We start from the raw sequence: 17,571 nt of genomic DNA on the forward strand, positions 1-17,571 counted from the left end.
CGTCAATCCCGTCAGCGCAACGGGTTGAGCGAAATCAAGCATCGTGCCGAGCTACGTTCTACAGTGATTTTGACGCAAGGACAAAACATGGCCATCGACCCGACGACCCTCCGGACCGAGCTGGAGAGCCTGACGCGAGAGCTAAGCCAGCTGTTGCGGGGCGCGGGTACGCCGCGTGACAACCCGGACGCGCAACCAGCCGCCGGAATGCTCGCTGCAGCGATCGAGGCGCTAGACATGCGTCTAAGCGAGACAGACGTTCAGGTGGAACGAATGATCAGGGATCGTCCGATCGTGGCGACGGCTTCGGCCTTCGCCCTCGGGCTTGCCGTTGGCCTCCTGCTGCGGAGAACTTAAGTGGATACCGAAAATGTCGTTAAACATTTACGCCTTCTCTGGCGGACGGACCGGGTCATTGCCGACATCAGGCTTCGGCACTTGCTCGTCGGGCTTGGCCTCCGGGCCTTTGCGGCGCTGATCGCCGTCTTTGGCCTCCTGATGTTCGAGCTGGCGGCTTATCTTGCATTGGTCCAGGTCACCTCCGCGGTCGTGGCAGCCGCGGCACTCGGAGCCTGCAATATCGCGATTGCGGCGATCCTGCTGATCATCGCATCCCGTGCACCGTCCGGCCGGGAACTCGAACTAGCCAACGAGATTCACTCCTCGGCGATGGACTCGCTGCAATTGGAAGCACGAGCTTTGCAGTCCCGAATCTCGAGCGTGGTCAACCATCCGCTCAACAGCCTCATTCCGCTGCTCATCGTTCCCATTGCGACGATGATCATCAGAACTCTCCGCTCGCATGGCGCTTCCGAAGGCGAGGCGGCGAGTCCGCCGTCCAATGACGACCACCATCCGACCTGAACCGATGGACCGGGTGAGAGGACACCGAAGATCTGAGCTTAGAGCCTGAGTTTGACATTGCAAAGGTCGCGCTCGGTTGGATCGGTTTTGACCTCGAAACCGAGATTCCTACACATCTCCAGCATGACGACATTCTCCTGCAGGACGTCGCCGGAGATCATCTTCAGGCCCTCCGACTTGGCGTATTCGATGATCAGCTGCATCAATGCCCAGCCGAGTCCGCGTCCCTTGAGATCCGACCGCAACAGGATCGCGTATTCCCCGCTCTCGTAGACCGAGTCGGAGTGAATCCTCACGACGCCGACCAGTTCGTTTGTCGCTTCATCGAGAGCCACAAAAGCCATCGCGCGCGCATAGTCGAGCTGCGTCAGGCGCGCGATGAACTCGTGCGTGAACTCCTTCATTGGAGCAAAGAATCGAAGACGCAGGTCTTCCGCAGTGACATGCTTGAGGAACTCATGAATGGTTGGCTCATCCTCGGGTCGGATCGGCCGCGCAAGGATCCGCCAGCCGTCCTTGACCTGGAGATGCCGTTCCCATTGGCTCGGATAGGGCCGAACGGCGAAATTCGACGGACCAGAGCCTTTGAATTTCGGCGGAACCCTGCCGACGGCGACGCGCGCATCGACGGCCATGACGCCGCTCTCGTCGGCGAGCAGCGGATTGATATCGAGTTCGCGAATCTCCGGAACGTCTGCTGCAAGCTGCGCAAGCTTGACCAGCACCAGTGCGACTGCATCGGGCTTGACCGCTGGGACATCACGATAGGCGCGCAGCAATCGTGAGACGCGCGTCCGCTCGATGAGGTTTCGCGCCAGATGGAGATCGAGCGGAGGCAGACCGAGCGCCTTGTCGTTGATGATCTCGACGGCGGTACCGCCCCTGCCGAACACGATCACGGTTCCAAAGGTCGGATCGTCGGCAATGCCCATGATCAGCTCCCTCGCCTTGGCGCGGACGATCATGGCTTGCACGATCACGCCGGAAATCCGTGCGTCGGGCCGAACGGCCTTCGCGCGGGCCATGATCTCGTTCGCGGCGTTACGCACGGCCTCGGCCGTAGTGAGATTGAGCACGACACCGCCGACGTCGGATTTGTGAATGATATCTCTCGACAAGATCTTGAGCACGACAGTTGTGCCTTGAGCGAACAACTGCTCCGCATATCCGACCGCCTCGTCGACCGAGGACGCAGCGAACGTCGGCACCATCGCAATATCATAGGCCTCCAGCAGGCGACTGATCTCGACCGGATCGAGCCAGGTCCGCCCGTCGGCGAGGGCTGTCGCTACAATTCTGCGGGCTGCCTCGACGTCGGGCGCAAAAGAGCTCGGCATGGCCGGCGGCACAGCGGCAAGCGATTCGACCACCTCCCGATGACGAACGAGATGCATGAAGCCGCGAACGGCATCATCCTCCGTTGGGTAGTTCGGAATTCCTGCCCCGCTCAAGGTCTCGATGACCGACTGCTCCGCACCGACCCATGCCGCCAGAACCGGCTTTGCCCAGCGCCGGTGTTGCTTTCGATAGGTACTGACGAACTCGGTGACAGCCGTGGCAATGGCGCTCGCGGATGCAATCGCGGTCTGAACGTTCATGACGAGAATTGCATCGTTCGCTCGATCGGCGAGCAGCGCCTCGAGCGCGAGCGTGTAGCGTGCGGCGTCGGCATCGCCGACAATGTCGACCGGGTTGGATCCGGACCAGGTCGGCGGCAGGATGGCGTCGAGTTTGTCGTGGATGACCGGCGAAAGTGCGGCAGGCACGCCTCCGAGCTCGACCAGTCGATCCACGGCGAGCACGCCGATCCCGCCGCCATTCGTGAGAATGGCGAGCCTCTTGCCCATGGGCGACTCCACCCGCCCCAGCGTTTCGGCGCAGTCGAACAACTCGCGCAGATCGGAGACCCGCAGAACGCCGGCCCGGCGAAAAGCCGCATCGTAGACGGCATCCGCTCCCGCCAGCGCGCCCGTATGTGTCGCCGCAGCTTGCGCACCGACGGCACCGCGGCCCGATTTCACAACCACAACCGGCTTGACCCTTGCCGCCGCTCGCGCCGCGGACATGAACTTTCGAGCGTCCTTGACGGCTTCGATGTAGAGCAGGATCGCGCGGGTCCCACCGTCCAGCGCGAAGTGGTCCAGTAGATCTGCGAGATCGACGTCCAACTGATCGCCGATCGAGACGATTCCAGAAAACCCAACACCGCGCTGAGCAGCCCAATCTACCATCCCCGCCGCGATAGCGCCGGACTGTGAAATGAGCGCCAGGCTGCCTGCAACCGGCATGTGCGCCGAAAAGCTCGCATTGAGCTTGATGGTCGGCATCATGATGCCGAGACAGTTCGGCCCAATGAGACGCATGCCGTATTTCTGCGCTGCCTTCTCGGCCTGGTCAGCGAGCGACCCCTCTCCATGCCCGAGACCCGAGGTAATGATCAGAGCCCCTGCCGTCCCCAACGCGCCTGCGCGATGAATGAGATCCGGGATCGAAGGGGGTGGCGTCGTGATCACCACAAGTTCCGGCACAAACGCCAATTCGGCGAGACTGCCAACGGCTGCGATGTTGGATATTTCCCGATAGCGGGAATTGACCAGGCCAAGCTTGCCCTCGAACCGCGCCTTGACGATATTGTCGAGAATGGCCTTCCCTACCGAGTTCGGTCGCGGACTCCCTCCGATCAGAGCGATGGAGCGAGGCAAAAGCAGGTTCCGCAATCGGTAGGTCGACATTTGCACGTCCAACATCAGTTGGTGAAAGGCGGGTGAATCCCGGAGATTGATCTTAGTTTCAATCCGCAGCGGGTCTAGCGCGACTTATCATCCCAGCATAGTGACGGATGCAATACCGCTCCGTTCCCCGACCGCACCTGCCGGCTCTGCTCGGTAGGCCGCAGTATTCGAACCAAGTCCTTGATGAGCATCAAACGATTGCCGGGCTGATTATCTTATTACCCTGCAAATTCGTCCGGGAGGCATCTCCGATGCGAGCGATGGTTCTGCGAAAGCCTGGAGCGCCTCTGCAGCCCGAGACACTCGCGGACCCCGATCCTGGTCCCGGTGAGATCCGCGTCAAGGTCAGGGCATGCGGTGTGTGTCGCACTGACCTGCATGTGTTCGACGGTGAGCTTCCCGACATCCGGTATCCGATCATCCCCGGACACGAGATCGTCGGTCATGTCGATCAGATTGGTCCTGGTGTGACGACGCACAGGCTCGGCGAGCGGGTCGGAATTCCATGGCTGGGGCATACATGCGGCCACTGCACGTTCTGCGCACTTGGTATGGAAAATCTCTGCGACCAGCCGACGTTTACCGGCTATACGCGCGATGGCGGCTATGCGACCCACACCGTCGTCGACGCAAATTATGCGTTCCCGCTCGGAGGTCTGGAGGACGACATCGCCACCGCACCGCTGTTGTGCGCCGGCCTGATCGGCTGGCGATCCCTGGTCATGGTAGGGAACGCCGAGAGGCTTGGCATCTACGGATTCGGCGCGGCCGGTCACATCGTTGCCCAGGTGGCCCGCTGGCAGGGGCGCCAGATCTATGCGTTCACCCGCGAGCACGACGAGGCTGCGCAGGATTTGGCGCGCCAACTTGGCGCCACATGGGCCGGAGCGGCGGGCCAGCGTCCCGATGTTGCTCTGGACGCGGCCGTCATCTACGCGCCGGCTGGCGAGCTTGTTCCGGCCGCTCTGCGGGCTGTTCGGAAGGGCGGCCGGGTGGTCTGCGCAGGTATCCATATGAGCGACATTCCGACGTTCCCGTATTCCCTCCTCTGGGGAGAACGCCAGGTGGTGTCCGTCGCCAACCTGACGCGGCAAGACGGTCTCGATTTCCTGCGAGTCGCGCAGCAGGCTCAAATACGGACCCATACGACGCCCTATCCGCTGTCCGACGCAAATGACGTTCTGGCTCGCCTGAGGCGGGGTGACGTCGTCGGCGCGGCGGTGCTCATCCCGGACTTTTGAATTGAACGCGGCAACACCGCCCATGGCATCACCATCCGATCAGGAACTGGTCTTCTCCTTCTTGGGCAATACCGCCCGACATCCAGGTGTCCGCCGGATCGACACGCACGCGGCTTCCGTGTTTCTGATCGGCGACCGCGCCCTGAAGATCAAGCGCGCCGTTCGGCTGCCATTTCTGGACTATTCGACGCTCGATCGGCGCAAGGCCGCGTGCGTAAAGGAAATGGAGATCAATCACCCGTTTGCTCCGGACATCTATCTGCGTGTCGTCGCCATCACCAAGGCGCCAGACGGGTCATTCGATGTCGGTGGATCCGGCACTCCGGTCGAATATGCCGTCGAGATGCGTCGCTTCGATGACAGCCAGACGCTTGATCATCTTTCTCGCCGCCAGCAGTTGGACGTCGGATTGGGCGAGCGTCTGGCAGAGACGATCGCGGCGTCGCATGCAGTCGCCGTTCGGAGCTCCTCCAATCTGTGGACGGACTCCATTCCAATCTGGATCGACGCATTCGTCGCCAGCTTTCGGACAGTCTCGCGATTTGGCGAAACGGAGGTCGAAGAACTCCGCGTCCTTTGCCACTCGGCCTTCGCGCGGCTCCGCCCCCTGCTCGAGCAACGTGCAAAGGACGGGCACGTGAAACGCTGCCATGGCGACCTCCATCTGGCCAACATTGTCCTCATTGACGACAAGCCGGTGCTGTTCGACGCCATCGAGTTCGACGACCGAATAGCCACGATCGACGTCCTGTACGACCTCGCCTTTCCACTGATGGACCTCTTGCACTTCGCGCAGCCGGTCGCTGCAAGCCACCTCTTGAACCGCTACCTCTCGACCGCGGCGCCCGACCAGACCGGAGGATTGGCTGCTCTGCCTCTGTTCATGGCGATCCGGGCCGCCATCCGTGCACAAGTCTTTGTCGCAAGGTTCGACCGCCTTGATGCTGAACACTCGGACGCAGATCGCTCCACAACGATCGAGACCGCAGAGAGCTACTTTCAACTTGCGCGCAGCCTGATTCGGCCGGCGGAGCCGAGGATGATCGCGGTCGGAGGCCTGTCGGGAACGGGGAAATCTGCGCTCGCCCGGGCTCTCGCTCCTCTCTTGGTTCCTCCACCGGGAGCAATCGTGTTGCGCAGCGATGTGCTGCGCAAGCAACTGTCTGGCGTGAAGGAAACCGAACGCCTCCCAGCTGAGGCCTATACGCCGGAATCGAGTGCACGAGTCTATCGAGAGTTGACGACGCGGGCCAGCCGCGTGCTCTCACAAGGTTTCACGGTGATCGTCGACGCCGTGTTTGCACGTTCGGATGAACGGCAGGATATCCATGATCTCGCGAAACGGCTGAAGGTGCCCTTTGCCGGCCTCTTCCTCGTTGCAGATTTGCGCAGCCGGCAGGAGCGGATTCACCATCGAGTCGCCGATGCGTCCGATGCAACGGTCGGGGTTGCCGAGGATCAGGAACACTACGATATCGGCGGTCTCGATTGGCTCCAGGTCGATGCGTCAGGCACGGCTGAGACGACATTGGACCGAAGCCTTTCATTGCTCCGGGCCAGCGCCTAAGCCCGACGGGATGGTGCTCCTTGGCCGCAACATGCGGCGATCACGTGTGCACGTAGTCGCCCGGCGCGTCTCCAAGATCATTCGAACGATCTGTCCCGACTTGCGGCGGCGCGCCCGGCGCTCCCGACTGCTGTCCGAGCCATGTTGTCCAGGCCGGCCACCACGATCCCTCCAGCTTTGGAGAGCTGCTCTGCCACTCGTCCGGCCCGAGATAAGGAGCGTCGGCAGCCTTGGTCCGCATCTGATGGGAGCGCCCCTGCTCGCCCGGCGGCGACACGATGCCGGCATTGTGGCCGCCGCTCGCGAGCACGAAAGTGACGTCAGCATCAACCTCGTAATGGACCTTGTACGTCGATTTCCAAGGCGCAACGTGATCACGCAGCGTCCCGACGACGAACATCGGCGTGTGGATATCGGAGAGCGAAACAGGCTTCCCCTCGACCCGATACCGCCCCTCGGCGAGATCGTTGTTCAGGAAGAGCTTGCGCAGATATTCGGAGTGCATCCGATACGGCAGCCGCGTCGCATCTGCGTTCCATGCCATCAAGTCGCTCGGGTTTGCGCGCTCGCCGAGAAGATAGTCGCGCGAGACACGAGACCAGATCAGATCGTTGGAGCGCAGCAATTGAAATGCGCCCGCCATCTGGGTGGTATCGAGATATCCACGCTCCCACATCATGTCTTCGAGAAAGGCGACCTGGCTTTCATTGATGAAGAGCGTCAGCTCTCCCGCTTCCGTGAAATCGGTCTGGGCCGCAAACAGCGTGATTGTCTTCAGACGCTGGTCGCCATCCCGTGCCATGGCTGCCGCCGTGATCGAAAGAAGCGTTCCCCCGAGACAATAGCCTGCGGCATGGACCGGCGTATTCGGAATGATCGTTCCGATCATGTCCAGGGCAGCCATGACGCCCAGCGAGCGGTAGTCGTCAAACGCAAGATCCCGGTCTTCCGCTCCGGGGTTTCGCCAGGAGATCATGAAAACCGTAAAGCCCTGGTCGGTCAGGTATCGGACCAGCGAATTGTGCGGCGACAGATCCAGGATGTAATACTTCATGATCCAAGCCGGTACGATCAGGACCGGCTCTGGTCGCACCTTCTCGGTCGTCGGCATGTATTGAATCAGCTCAATCAACTGATTGCGAAGCACAACCTTGCCCGGTGCGGTCGCGACAGTCTTGCCGACGACGAACTCACCATTGCTCGATATCTTTCCCGGCTGCATCACCTGCATGATATCGGCGAGCCAGTTCTGCCAGCCGAAGATCAGGTTCTCGCCACCGCTTTGAAACGTCCTTTCCAGAACTTCCGGGTTGGTCGCTGCAAAGTTCGATGGCGCTAAAATGTCGAGCAGTTGACGAATTGAAAAGTCAACGACGGCTTCGTTGGCGGGGTCGACACCACGAATGCCGGTGGTCGCCTTGTGCCACCAATCTTCTCCGAGCAGGAACGCCTGGGCGAACAAGTTGAACGGTTGGGCCGTCCATTGCGGCTTGGAAAAGCGATGATCGTTGGCCTGCGGCCTGATCAGATCCCAAGGACCGCGATTGGGATCCGCAAAATGCAATGACCGTTCGGCAACCAGCTTCGCGCCGTTCCAGGCGTCTCGGACGATCTCGATTTGACGCTGAGGCGCAGCCGCCAGATGGCAAACCCAATCCAGATACGCCATCGACAGAGCAGCCGGCGATATCCCCGCGGTGAGTCGAGCCAGCATCGCGCTGAACGCCTTGTCCAGCTCGTGGTCCTCGCGCCGAAATGCCCCGGAGCCCGCGTCGGCTTCCTGACAGAGCGACCTTGCGTTCGATGCAGCGAGCCCCCCCGCCGGCTTCAAAGAGGTCTCTACGGAGACAACGGCCTTGCTCCGGTCGTTGTCGGTTGTTCTCTCACGCTCCCGCGCCTCGAGACGCGACACACCCGCACTCTTCAGTTTCGCCACCGTTGCCCCATAAGATTCACGCTGGCATCAATCAGGCGTTGCCCGTGCTTGAAGAGTCGATCGCAATCCCGCCTGACGAAATCAATCTGATGCCGTCCACATTCCTGAACCATCGCCTGGATTCCCGTCACGGAATGCACGCCAGCCAGCTTCGACACGAACTCGGCCAGCAGATGCGTCTCCGTGCGCGCGCGATCCAGCACTTCGTTGCTGGCAAACAGAACCTCCTCCATGACGATCTGCTGCGAACCAACTAGCAGCTCAAGTGCGTGCTTGTTGGAGAGAGCGACACGTTCGGACAGTTCGGCCGTTTCGTCGGCCAGGATCTTGGTCCCGGAGAACTCGGACATAGGCACCTCTCCTCGCGCTGGATCAGATTGCCTTATAGCTGCAATTCAATGCCAAGACCTTGAGCTGCGTCAATGACGGCGGCGGCATCTCCTTTGACCTGCGTCAATTCAAGACCGTCGCAGCGGGTTACTTTTTCTTAGCTTTTGACATTGGAGTTCGCCATGCGCGCCCATCAGATCATGACCCGTCCCGTCATCACTGTCACCCCTGACACTTCCATCGTGGATGCGGCAAATATCATGCTTCAACGGCACGTCAGCGGCCTTCCAGTGGTCGACCCCGGCGGGAAGCTGGTGGGCGTCGTCTCGGAAGGCGATTTCATTCGCCGAACGGAGATCGGCACTGGGCGAAAGCGCGGCCGCTGGCTGCGATTCATTCTCGGGCCCGGAAAGTCGGCCGCCGACTTCGTCCACGAGCATGGTCGCAAAGTGTCAGAGGTGATGACCAAGTCTCCCTTGACGATCACCGAAGACGCCGCGCTGGCTGAGATCGTGGAACTGATGGAAAAGAACCACGTGAAGCGGTTGCCCGTGGTCAAGGGAGACCGGGTGATCGGCATCGTGTCACGGGCGAACCTGCTGCAAGCGGTTGCCGCGCTCGGGCGGCAGGTTCCAGATCCAACGGCCGACGACGATCACATCCGCAACCGCGTGATCGACGCCCTCGAGAAGAACGACTGGTGCCCGTTCGGATTGTCCGTCATCGTCAAGGACGGTATCGTTCATCTGAGCGGCGTCATTACCGAAGAGCGGTCGCGGCAGGCGGCGATCGTTGCCACCGAGAACATCTCTGGCGTCAAGAAGGTGCATGATCATCTGTGCTGGGTCGACACCATGTCGGGCATGTATCTGAACTCACCGGAAGACGATGAGATGGCCAAAGCCGGCTGATGGCTGCTGAGGACGCTGCCGCTCTTCTTCCGTGTCCGGCACCAGTGACGATGCCTTAGGCTCCCGGATCGTTGCGTCCGAACGCCCCTACCTGACGCAGGGCTTCGATCTCCTGCTCGGTGTACCGAAGCCTGTCGCGCAGAATTGCGGCCGTATGCTCTCCCAGCCGCGGCGCCGCCGTGGGCTCGACGGTCGGTGTGAGCTTCATGGTGATTGCCGGCTCGACGTTGGGTATCGAGCCTGCCGTCGGGTGCGGAATACGACAGGTGCGGTCGCGCATCCGGACCTCGGCCGCGTTGAACGCCTGCTCGACCGTTCGAACGTGTCCAACCGGAACTCCAGCCTGGTTCATCCGAGATATCCAGACATCCATCCGTTCCGCGGCAAGGATGTCGGCGATGAGGCCGCGCAGTTGCGCACGGTTGACCCATCTCGCTCTTCGCGTGGCAAAGCGAGGATCGCTCAGGAGATCCGGACGACCAAGTACCTCCGTTGCCAACCGGCGGTAGAGTCGATCGTTGGCACATGCGATGTAGAGCGGGCCATCTGACGCTTCAAAGACGCCGACCGTCGGAGAGTCGTTCGGCGAATTGCCCGTTCGCGTGGGGTTCACGCCGCTCATCAAATACGCCATTCCGGAGAAGCCCGTCATCGCCAAGGCGATGTCGAACAGCGCCACTTCGACGTGCTGCCCGCGACCGAGCCGCTGCCGGGCGGCAAGTGCCAGCAGGATGGCATTGCAGGCGGACATGCCGGTGGCCAGATCAACGATCGGAGGACCGGTCCGCACCGGCGGACCGTCGGCGAAACCGTTGAGGGACATGAACCCGCTTTCCGCCTGGGTGATTGGATCGAACCCTGATCGCCACGCGAATGGACCTGAGCGTCCGTAGGCCGAGATCGAGCAATAGATCAGCCCGGGATTGGTGCTGGACAGCGTTTGATAGTCCAGCCCGAACCTCTCCATGACGGACGACGAGAAATTCTCCACGACGATGTCGGCCTTGGCGATCAGCGCACGAGCGACGTCTCTGGCCTGCGGTATCGTGAGATCCAACACCATGCCGCGCTTGTTCCGATTGAGGCTGAGGAACGCCGCGCTCTCTCCGCCGAGCTCGGCGTGCTCGTATGCGCGGGTATCGTCTCCCGTGAGCGGCTGCTCGATCTTGATCACCTCGGCGCCGAAATCGGCCAGCGTCTGTGTGCACGCCGGCCCTGCGACAACGCGCGTGAAGTCGATCACCAGCAGACCCGCCAGCGCGGTTGGCGCGTCAGGCGGCCGTGGCGCACGCTCTGGCAGGGTGACCTCGGCCGGCATCCCAGAGTCCTTCCCGCTGCTTTGATCGTCTGAAGCGATCTTCCGTTAACTGCCGGGCGCGGCTTGTCTCCAACGTCCGACAACGCATGGTTAGCTCAACGACAGCCGCAAAAAAAGGCCCGGGTCGGAGCTGTCGGACCGGCTTAATTCTGCTGCAGCGCAATGCACTCCGCATAAGGCGTCGGTCGACAGCTCACCGGCCGATCATCTTGCGCCAATAGAGCGAGTTCCCCCAGGCCCAGGGCCGGCCCGGTTGGAACAACACATATCCGCACCGAATGAAATTGTTCGCGGAGACGATGTTGCAGGTCGTGTCCGAAACGATGCAATCCAGGCCCGAGCGACGCGCGCGCAGTTCGATCGCACGCATCAGCCGCCGCTGCAGGCCGTAACCACAGCGCTCTTGGAGAACACCAACCCTCGAAAGATAGGCTATGCCTTTGCCGAGGGATGACGGCACCATTCCGGCAAAGGCGACGGGCCGTCCGAGCTCGGTCGATATCCACCATTGTCCGCTCTCGAAATCGGGCAGAGGCGCGCAATCGAGGAATGTGCGCGCATGGAGCTCCTTCAAGGTGTCGAGGACGTCAGGCTCGCAAGCGTCGACCTCCCTGATGCGGAAGCGGCGGCCTCGCCGTGAGATCCTGGCTGGCACGGCATCACCTTCCGAGCACGACTTTGATGCCGAGCCAGATCGCACCGATCAGACCGGTCGCGATGACCGTGATGACGGCCTTGAACGTATAGCTCTGAGCCTGCTCCACGCTCTTGCGCCAGCGCCGCAGGTGCTGGAAATCGGCTCTCAGCTCGGTGATCGTCTTCGACATGGTCAAGTCCGGTATCATGGATGGTGAATGCGAGGTTGGTGATCGTCACGAGATCGCATCGGCGGCTGCGATCATCACCAGGCCGATCAGGGCGAGCGCGATGAGATAGGCGGTCATCTTCCTCTCTCTCCTGGGCGAAGGAAAAGTGCGGCAGATCGCAGCCGAACGCGCGATCGTTTCAGGCGCGAACCCTATCCCTCGGCTCAAGCAAGGGACCGCTGCGGGCGGAGCGACGGTCGCCACGCCCACGCGCCGGCCCGTTCGCGCGGGCCAGCGAGTAACCGGATGTTCGAAGTTGTCTTCGCGCCGGCGCGGCGATGAATTGCCGGCGATCATGGTCGACAGCCGATGCCGGCCTGCGCTGCTCACGTCAAATGCCCGCGGACAACCCGGCATCAAATTTTCGGAAAATTCGATAATAACACTATGCCGGTGATTTGCCCGACGTGTCAAATTTGATCGAAATGCAGCAGTCAGGCCTTGCGATTTCGATAACCGCCGCTCCAAATCCGGTCCGAGCGAACAAAAAGCCCGCTGCCGAGTTCGCGGCGCGGGCTCTATGATTTCTTCGACGATGGCAAAATGCGCCTGATTTGCCCGACGTGTCAAGCGCAGATAGTTGCGCCGGCCGGCAACGCAACTTCAGCCCGTCGGGCGCGGCCGGCGGAGGAGATCTTCCGATGTATGTCGTTGCGGTCGTGCTCGCCGGCTTGTCCGCCCTGTTCTATGTGGCGAGCCAGCACCAGCTCGGAGCGGTCGGCGCCGATGTCTGTCAATATGGCAGCCTGTTCTGCGACAAGCCGCACTACATGATGACGGGCGCGTTGCTGGCCGCCCTCTGGGGCAAGTTCGTGAGCATGCGCTGACACGAGCCGGCGCGAAGCTTCGATCAACCCGTCAGTTCTTGATCGCGTAGAGCGGCGTTCTCACCGTCAGCTGGTAGACCGGCTTCGGCGCCCAGGCGATCTGCGCGGTGATGCCGAACAGCCGGTTGTCGTCATCGTCCATGCGGTCGAGATCCAGCCTGACCAGCGGCTGCGTGTAGGGCGCGATCGGCGTGACAGCAAGCAGCTGCGCACCGCCGAACGACTGGAGGCCGACGCGCGCGGAGACCTTCCAGTTGTTCTCCCACTGATAGAAGCTGCCGACATAGCCCGCCGTCGTGCTGCCGACATGCGCTAGCACTGAGTCGACCTCGACATGGGTATATTGAACGCCGGCGAGCCAGCCTTTCATCTCATCCGGATCGAGCGCGTATTTGGCTTCGATGACGGTGTTGAACGAGGTCGTCGCCAACGGCGCGTCCGGCACCGACCGGGTCAGCGTCGACTGCAAGGTGAGCGTCGGAAGCGCGCCGCCGTTCTGCTGATAGACATCGGCCTGGAAGCCGAGGAACCAGCTCGTGACCGCCACGTCGGACCAGCCGGACAGGCCGTTGTACGACGTGCTGCCGGTGAAGCCCGCGTAGAGCGACAACGCGTCGCCGAGATCGACCGTGAGCGGAACGTCGACGCCAAGGCCCTGGTTGGTCGGAGCCGACAGTTGCGGCCGTCCTGGCAAGGCTGGACGGTCGAGCAGCTTGCGCAAGGTCGCGAGCTGCGACAGAGTTCCGAACAGGGAGGTGTCGCCAAGGCCCGTCGACAATGCTCCGCCGGGCACATAGGCGTAGTTCGTGCGGAAATCGATGTAGACGTTGGCAAGGCCCGGCGCCGCCGCGTCCGCCTCATCGTCCTTGGCAAGCGCGCCGCCGCTCGTCACCAGCGCCGCGCCCGAGACAAGAGCGAATATCCGCCGCTGCGCCCGACCGCTGCGCAGCCGCCATTTCTCGTCTGCCATGAGACTTCCCCCGGAGACCGAAAATACGCCGGTCCGGCGCGATCCTTCAAGTGCGGATCGCGCGAGGCCCACCATGGGCAGGGGAAAGCTGCCGCGGTTCTCATGCCGACGACGCCGGCTTCGCGCCTGCGGCTCGCGCGGCCATGACCTGCCGCAGCACGCGCGACAGCTCGTCGACCGAGTAAGGCTTCTGGATCAGGCTGAAACCGTGGCGGTCGCCGTCGGCGAGGACATGGCTGTAGCCGCTGTTGAGCACGATCGGGATCATCGGCAGCCGCCGGCGGATTTCCTGGCCGAGCGTCACCCCGTCCATGCCGGGCATCACGACGTCGCTGAGCACGAGATCGAAGCTCTCGGGATCCTCGTCGATCATCCGCAGCGCATCCGTTCCGCTGCGCGCGAGCACCGTTCGGTAGCCGAGATCCTCGAGCAACTGCGTGGAGAACTCGCCGATTTCCGGATTGTCCTCGACGACCAGCACATTCCAGCGCGCGGCGAGCTGTTCGGGACCCTGCTCGCTCCGCTCGCGCGGTCCCAGCGGCTTGTGCGTCAGCGGGAGCAACAATGTCAGCTTCGTGCCCTTGCCGAGCTCACTGTCGACCAGCACCCGTCCGCCGGACTGATGAACGAAGCCGTAGACCTGAGACAGGCCGAGGCCGGTGCCGCGCCCAACGCCCTTGGTGGTGAAAAACGGCTCGAAGATCCGGTCGATCTGATCCGGAGGAATGCCGGATCCGGTGTCGCTGACGGCGATGGAGACGAACGACGACTGCCCGGACCGACCGTCCTCTCGGACGATCTCGCCGCGAATGGTCAGGACGCCCTGCCCCTCCATCGCATCACGCGCATTGGCGACGAGGTTCACGAGCGCCGTCTCGAACTGATTGATGTCGACGTCGACCGGAAGCGGCCGCAATGCGAGGTCGAGTTCGATCACGGCCGGCGCTCCGAGGACGGTCTGCAGCATCTCTTCGATCCGCTCGATATGCCCCGCGGCATCGAAGACGCGGCGCTCCATCGGCGTCCGCCGCGCGAAGGCGAGCAACTGTCCGGTGAGCTTGGCGGCGCGATCCGCCGTGTCCGAGATCGCATCCACGTAGCGCCGCATGCGCTCCGGGGACAGCTGGCGCCGGCGCAACAGGTCGGCCGACGACCGGATCACGGTCAGCAGATTGTTAAAGTCGTGCGCGACGCCGCCGGTGAGCTGGCCGATCGCCTCCATCTTCTGGGCCTGGCGGAATGCCTCCTCCGCCTTGCGCCGTTCGGTCAGCTCGACCGCCTCGGGCACGATGGCGGCCACCTGTCCGGTCTCGTCCCGCACCGGCCGCATCTGGAAGTCGAACCAGCGCGGGCCGCCGACCGGCAGTTCGAGCTGCAGCTCCTGGCGCGCCCCGTCGCCGCGAGCGACGGCGTCGACCAGGGATCTGATCACCTCGGGCATGCCGGGCGTACCCGCAAACCACGGCGTCTCCCAGAATGGCAGTCCTGCGACCTCGTGCAGCGGCGCAGCGATCGCTTCGAGCGAGGTCGCATTGGCGTCCAGAAGCGTCCCATCGGACGAGAGCAGCGCTTGGAACGTGTAGCTCGCCTCGAAGATCGTCCGCAGCCGCGCCTCCTTGGCCTGCAGCTCCGCGGTACGCTCGGAGACCTGCGTCTCCAGACGCTCGTTCAGCTCACGCAGCGTGATCTCGGCCTCGTGCCGCACCCGCGACAGATCGATATTGGCGCGCACCCGCGCCAGCAGCTCGCGCGCGCTGAACGGCTTGGTGAGATAGTCGCTCGCCCCGGCATCAAGCCCCTCGACCTTGGCCTCCTCTCCGGCGCGCGCCGACAGCATGACCACAGGAATGTCGCGAAGCTGCGCATCGCTACGCAGCGCTTTCAGCAGGCCGAAGCCGTCGAGCCCCGGCATCATGACGTCGGTCAGCACGAGATCGGGGCGGCGCTGTCGGACGGCCTCCAGGGCCGCCATGCCATCGCTGACCGCCTCCACGTCATAATCCTCGCCGAGCAGACGGCGGACGTAGTCGCGCATATCAGGATTGTCGTCCGCGAGCACCACGCGATCACGGGCCGATGCCGTCGCGGAGCGAACTCCCAGGTCGTCGGATGATGACGGGTGAGGAAGCTCGAACGGCACACCGCCGTTCAACCACCCGAGCGCCTCCTCGATGTAGGCTTCGGCACGGACGTTGGTAACGGCCAGGACACGGGAAGGTCCGATCTGGCCCGCTGGCAGATGCGCCGAGCCTAGCGGAATTCGCACGGTGAAAACCGAGCCGCGGCCGAGCTCGCTGTCTACAGCGATCTCCCCTCCATGAAGCCTCACCAGCTCCTGCACGAGAGCGAGACCGATGCCGCTGCCCTCGAAGGATCGGCCGCGCGCGCCTTCGATGCGACGGAACCGTTCGAACAGGTGCGGCAGTTCACTGGGCGGGATGCCGGTGCCGGTGTCGCGAACCCTGAGCTCGGCATGATTGCCGTCAGTGGACAAGCCGATCGACACCGCGATTTCACCTTCGAAGGTGAACTTGAACGCATTCGACACCAAATTGAGAACGATCTTCTCCCACATGTCGCGGTCGACATACACCGGCTCGGACAGGGGCGTTGGGTCGATGGTGAGACGCAGGCCGGCAGGATCCGTCGCCGAGCGGAAGTTGGACACGAGCTCGGCCGTGAAAACCGCAAGATCGATCGGCTCGAAGTGCGCGGTCATGCGGCCGGCCTCGATGCGCGAAAAGTCGAGCAGAGTGTTCACGAGCTTCAACAGGCGAATGCCGTTGCGGTGGATCAGGCTGAGGACGGATCGCGCGTCGGAGGTGAGTTGGGCCTCGTCGCGGCCGAGCAGGTCTTCCAGCGGGCTCAACATCAGCGTCAGCGGCGTGCGAAACTCGTGGCTGATGTTGGAAAAGAACGTCGTCTTGGCGCGGTCGATTTCGGCCAGCGCTTCCGCCCGACGCCGCTCTGCCTGATAGGCCCCGCCATTGCTGACGGCCGCTGCAATCTGCCCCGCGACGAGGTTCAGGAAGCGGGCATAGCTCTCGTCGTAGAGACGGAACGGATTGAGACCTGCGATGAGGAATCCGCCCCGTCCGGCTTCCCCCGACGCGGGCAGCGGAAGCACAACGGCGTGCTGTGGCGGCTGACGCCATCCGCCGGTCGGAAAGCTGAGGCCGAACCGCCGCGGAAGGTCACGAACCAGCACCGCATCCTGCAGCTTCAGCGCTTCAGCCAGAGGCCACGTTTCTTCCGGCTGAATTCTCAGCCTCGGCTGAACGGCAGGATGATCGCGGTCGATGCCGGTCAGGGCCTCCAGTCGCGCCGCCTCGCCGTCCGGGTCGGTCATGTAGATCATTGCGAACGGCAGGTCGCGCGACTCCCGCGCCAAGGCGTCCGCGCAGCTTGCGCAGGCCTGATCGATGCTGCGGGCCCCGGCCCCGGCATTTGCCAGTTCGCGTAGCAACGAGAGCTGGCGCTCGCTGATCACGCGCTGAGTGTCATCGGTGTTCGCGCAGAAGATTCCTCCGGGTGATCCATCGTCGTCCGGAATGGGACTGTAGGAAAATGTGTAGTACGTCTCCTCGGGAAAGCCGTTGCGCTCCATGATCAGGAGTTGCGCCTCGACATAGGTGCCCTGATCACCGCCGCCGGCCTTGGCCAGCAACGGACCGATGTCCTCCCAGATCTCGTGCCAGACTGCAGAGATCGGTCGGCCGAGAGCCCACGGATGTTTGCCGCCGATGATGGTCTTGTAAGCATCGTTGTAGAGATAGATCAGCTCCCTGCCCCAACCGATCCAGATCGGCTGTTGGGATGTTAACATGATCCTGACGGCCGTCTTCAGGCTCTGCGGCCAACGCGCCGGCGGTCCGATCGAGGTGCTCTCCCAATCGAACCGCAACATCAGTCCGGCCAGCTCACTGCCTCCGGAAAAAAGCCTCTCGCGCTCGGCCATGCCGAGCTCCTGATCATGCCCTGTTTGCCGCTGGTCCGGCACGCGCTCCCC

At 62.7% G+C, this 17,571-nt stretch carries 15 protein-coding genes; 6 read left to right on the forward strand and 9 right to left on the reverse strand.

Features of this window, described 5'->3' with window-relative positions:
* The first annotated feature begins 87 nt into the window (after positions 1-87).
* Together ACQR0W_RS21075 and ACQR0W_RS21080 are read left to right on the forward strand one after the other, a co-directional pair.
* Positions 88-357 carry a hypothetical protein gene (locus tag ACQR0W_RS21075; RefSeq protein ID WP_316169725.1) on the forward strand — a complete coding sequence of 90 codons (270 nt, stop codon included), beginning with the start codon at positions 88-90 and terminating at the stop codon, positions 355-357.
* Positions 358-864 (forward strand): phage holin family protein, encoded by a 507-nt coding sequence (locus tag ACQR0W_RS21080; protein WP_315712946.1) that lies wholly within the window; start codon positions 358-360, stop codon positions 862-864. It begins immediately after the preceding gene.
* Positions 865-902: 38 nt separating this feature from the next.
* Here the strand turns inward: ACQR0W_RS21080 and ACQR0W_RS21085 are convergent, their stop codons facing one another.
* Positions 903-3,596: a bifunctional acetate--CoA ligase family protein/GNAT family N-acetyltransferase gene (locus ACQR0W_RS21085; RefSeq protein ID WP_316169726.1), complete on the reverse strand. Its 2,694-nt coding sequence runs from the start codon at positions 3,594-3,596 to the stop codon at positions 903-905.
* A gap of 251 nt (positions 3,597-3,847) precedes the next feature.
* On the opposite strand from ACQR0W_RS21085, the gene ACQR0W_RS21090 reads away from it, so the two are divergent.
* Complete coding sequence (locus ACQR0W_RS21090) at positions 3,848-4,837, forward strand: zinc-dependent alcohol dehydrogenase family protein (RefSeq protein WP_316169865.1); 990 nt, start codon at positions 3,848-3,850, stop codon at positions 4,835-4,837.
* A 22-nt stretch (positions 4,838-4,859) separates the two neighbouring features.
* A complete protein-coding gene (locus ACQR0W_RS21095) occupies positions 4,860-6,404 on the forward strand; it encodes an AAA family ATPase (protein WP_315712951.1) in 1,545 nt (514 codons plus the stop codon).
* 40 nt (positions 6,405-6,444) lie between these two features.
* Here the strand turns inward: ACQR0W_RS21095 and ACQR0W_RS21100 are convergent, their stop codons facing one another.
* Both ACQR0W_RS21100 and ACQR0W_RS21105 read right to left on the reverse strand, forming a co-directional pair.
* Entirely contained in the window at positions 6,445-8,118 is a 1,674-nt protein-coding gene (locus ACQR0W_RS21100; protein WP_409998682.1) for a PHA/PHB synthase family protein, read from the reverse strand.
* A 209-nt stretch (positions 8,119-8,327) separates the two neighbouring features.
* Positions 8,328-8,690, reverse strand: coding sequence for a hypothetical protein (locus tag ACQR0W_RS21105; protein WP_315712955.1), 363 nt, complete (start codon positions 8,688-8,690; stop codon positions 8,328-8,330).
* Positions 8,691-8,852: 162 nt separating this feature from the next.
* Between ACQR0W_RS21105 and ACQR0W_RS21110 the strand changes: the two genes are divergently transcribed.
* The gene (locus ACQR0W_RS21110) at positions 8,853-9,581 is read left to right on the forward strand and encodes a CBS domain-containing protein (RefSeq protein WP_315753506.1); all 729 of its coding nucleotides are present in this window, start codon (positions 8,853-8,855) and stop codon (positions 9,579-9,581) included.
* A gap of 55 nt (positions 9,582-9,636) precedes the next feature.
* On the opposite strand, the gene ACQR0W_RS21115 is transcribed toward ACQR0W_RS21110, so the two are convergent.
* From ACQR0W_RS21115 to ACQR0W_RS21130, 4 genes are all read right to left on the reverse strand, one after another.
* A complete protein-coding gene (locus ACQR0W_RS21115; protein WP_315712958.1) occupies positions 9,637-10,899 on the reverse strand; it encodes a CaiB/BaiF CoA transferase family protein in 1,263 nt (420 codons plus the stop codon).
* Between the two features lie 193 nt (positions 10,900-11,092).
* On the reverse strand, positions 11,093-11,554 hold the full coding sequence (locus tag ACQR0W_RS21120; protein WP_315712959.1) for a GNAT family N-acetyltransferase: 462 nt from the start codon (positions 11,552-11,554) through the stop codon (positions 11,093-11,095).
* 4 nt (positions 11,555-11,558) lie between these two features.
* Positions 11,559-11,726, reverse strand: a complete 168-nt coding sequence (locus ACQR0W_RS21125; protein WP_315753630.1) for a hypothetical protein — start codon at positions 11,724-11,726, stop codon at positions 11,559-11,561.
* Positions 11,727-11,771: 45 nt separating this feature from the next.
* On the reverse strand, positions 11,772-12,335 hold the full coding sequence (locus tag ACQR0W_RS21130; protein ID WP_316186991.1) for a hypothetical protein: 564 nt from the start codon (positions 12,333-12,335) through the stop codon (positions 11,772-11,774).
* Between the two features lie 71 nt (positions 12,336-12,406).
* Here ACQR0W_RS21130 and ACQR0W_RS21135 point away from each other — a divergent pair, with 71 nt between their 5' ends.
* On the forward strand, positions 12,407-12,592 hold the full coding sequence (locus ACQR0W_RS21135; RefSeq protein ID WP_315753501.1) for a hypothetical protein: 186 nt from the start codon (positions 12,407-12,409) through the stop codon (positions 12,590-12,592).
* A gap of 31 nt (positions 12,593-12,623) precedes the next feature.
* Here the strand turns inward: ACQR0W_RS21135 and ACQR0W_RS21140 are convergent, their stop codons facing one another.
* Together ACQR0W_RS21140 and ACQR0W_RS21145 are read right to left on the reverse strand one after the other, a co-directional pair.
* Entirely contained in the window at positions 12,624-13,562 is a 939-nt protein-coding gene (locus ACQR0W_RS21140; RefSeq protein ID WP_316186992.1) for a hypothetical protein, read from the reverse strand.
* Positions 13,563-13,662: 100 nt separating this feature from the next.
* Positions 13,663-17,520 carry an ATP-binding protein gene (locus ACQR0W_RS21145; protein WP_316186993.1) on the reverse strand — a complete coding sequence of 1,286 codons (3,858 nt, stop codon included), beginning with the start codon at positions 17,518-17,520 and terminating at the stop codon, positions 13,663-13,665.
* Positions 17,521-17,571: the final 51 nt, after the last annotated feature.

Source organism: Bradyrhizobium sp. HKCCYLRH1034 (assembly GCF_051168375.1).
Classification (GTDB): Bacteria; Pseudomonadota; Alphaproteobacteria; order Rhizobiales; family Xanthobacteraceae; genus Bradyrhizobium.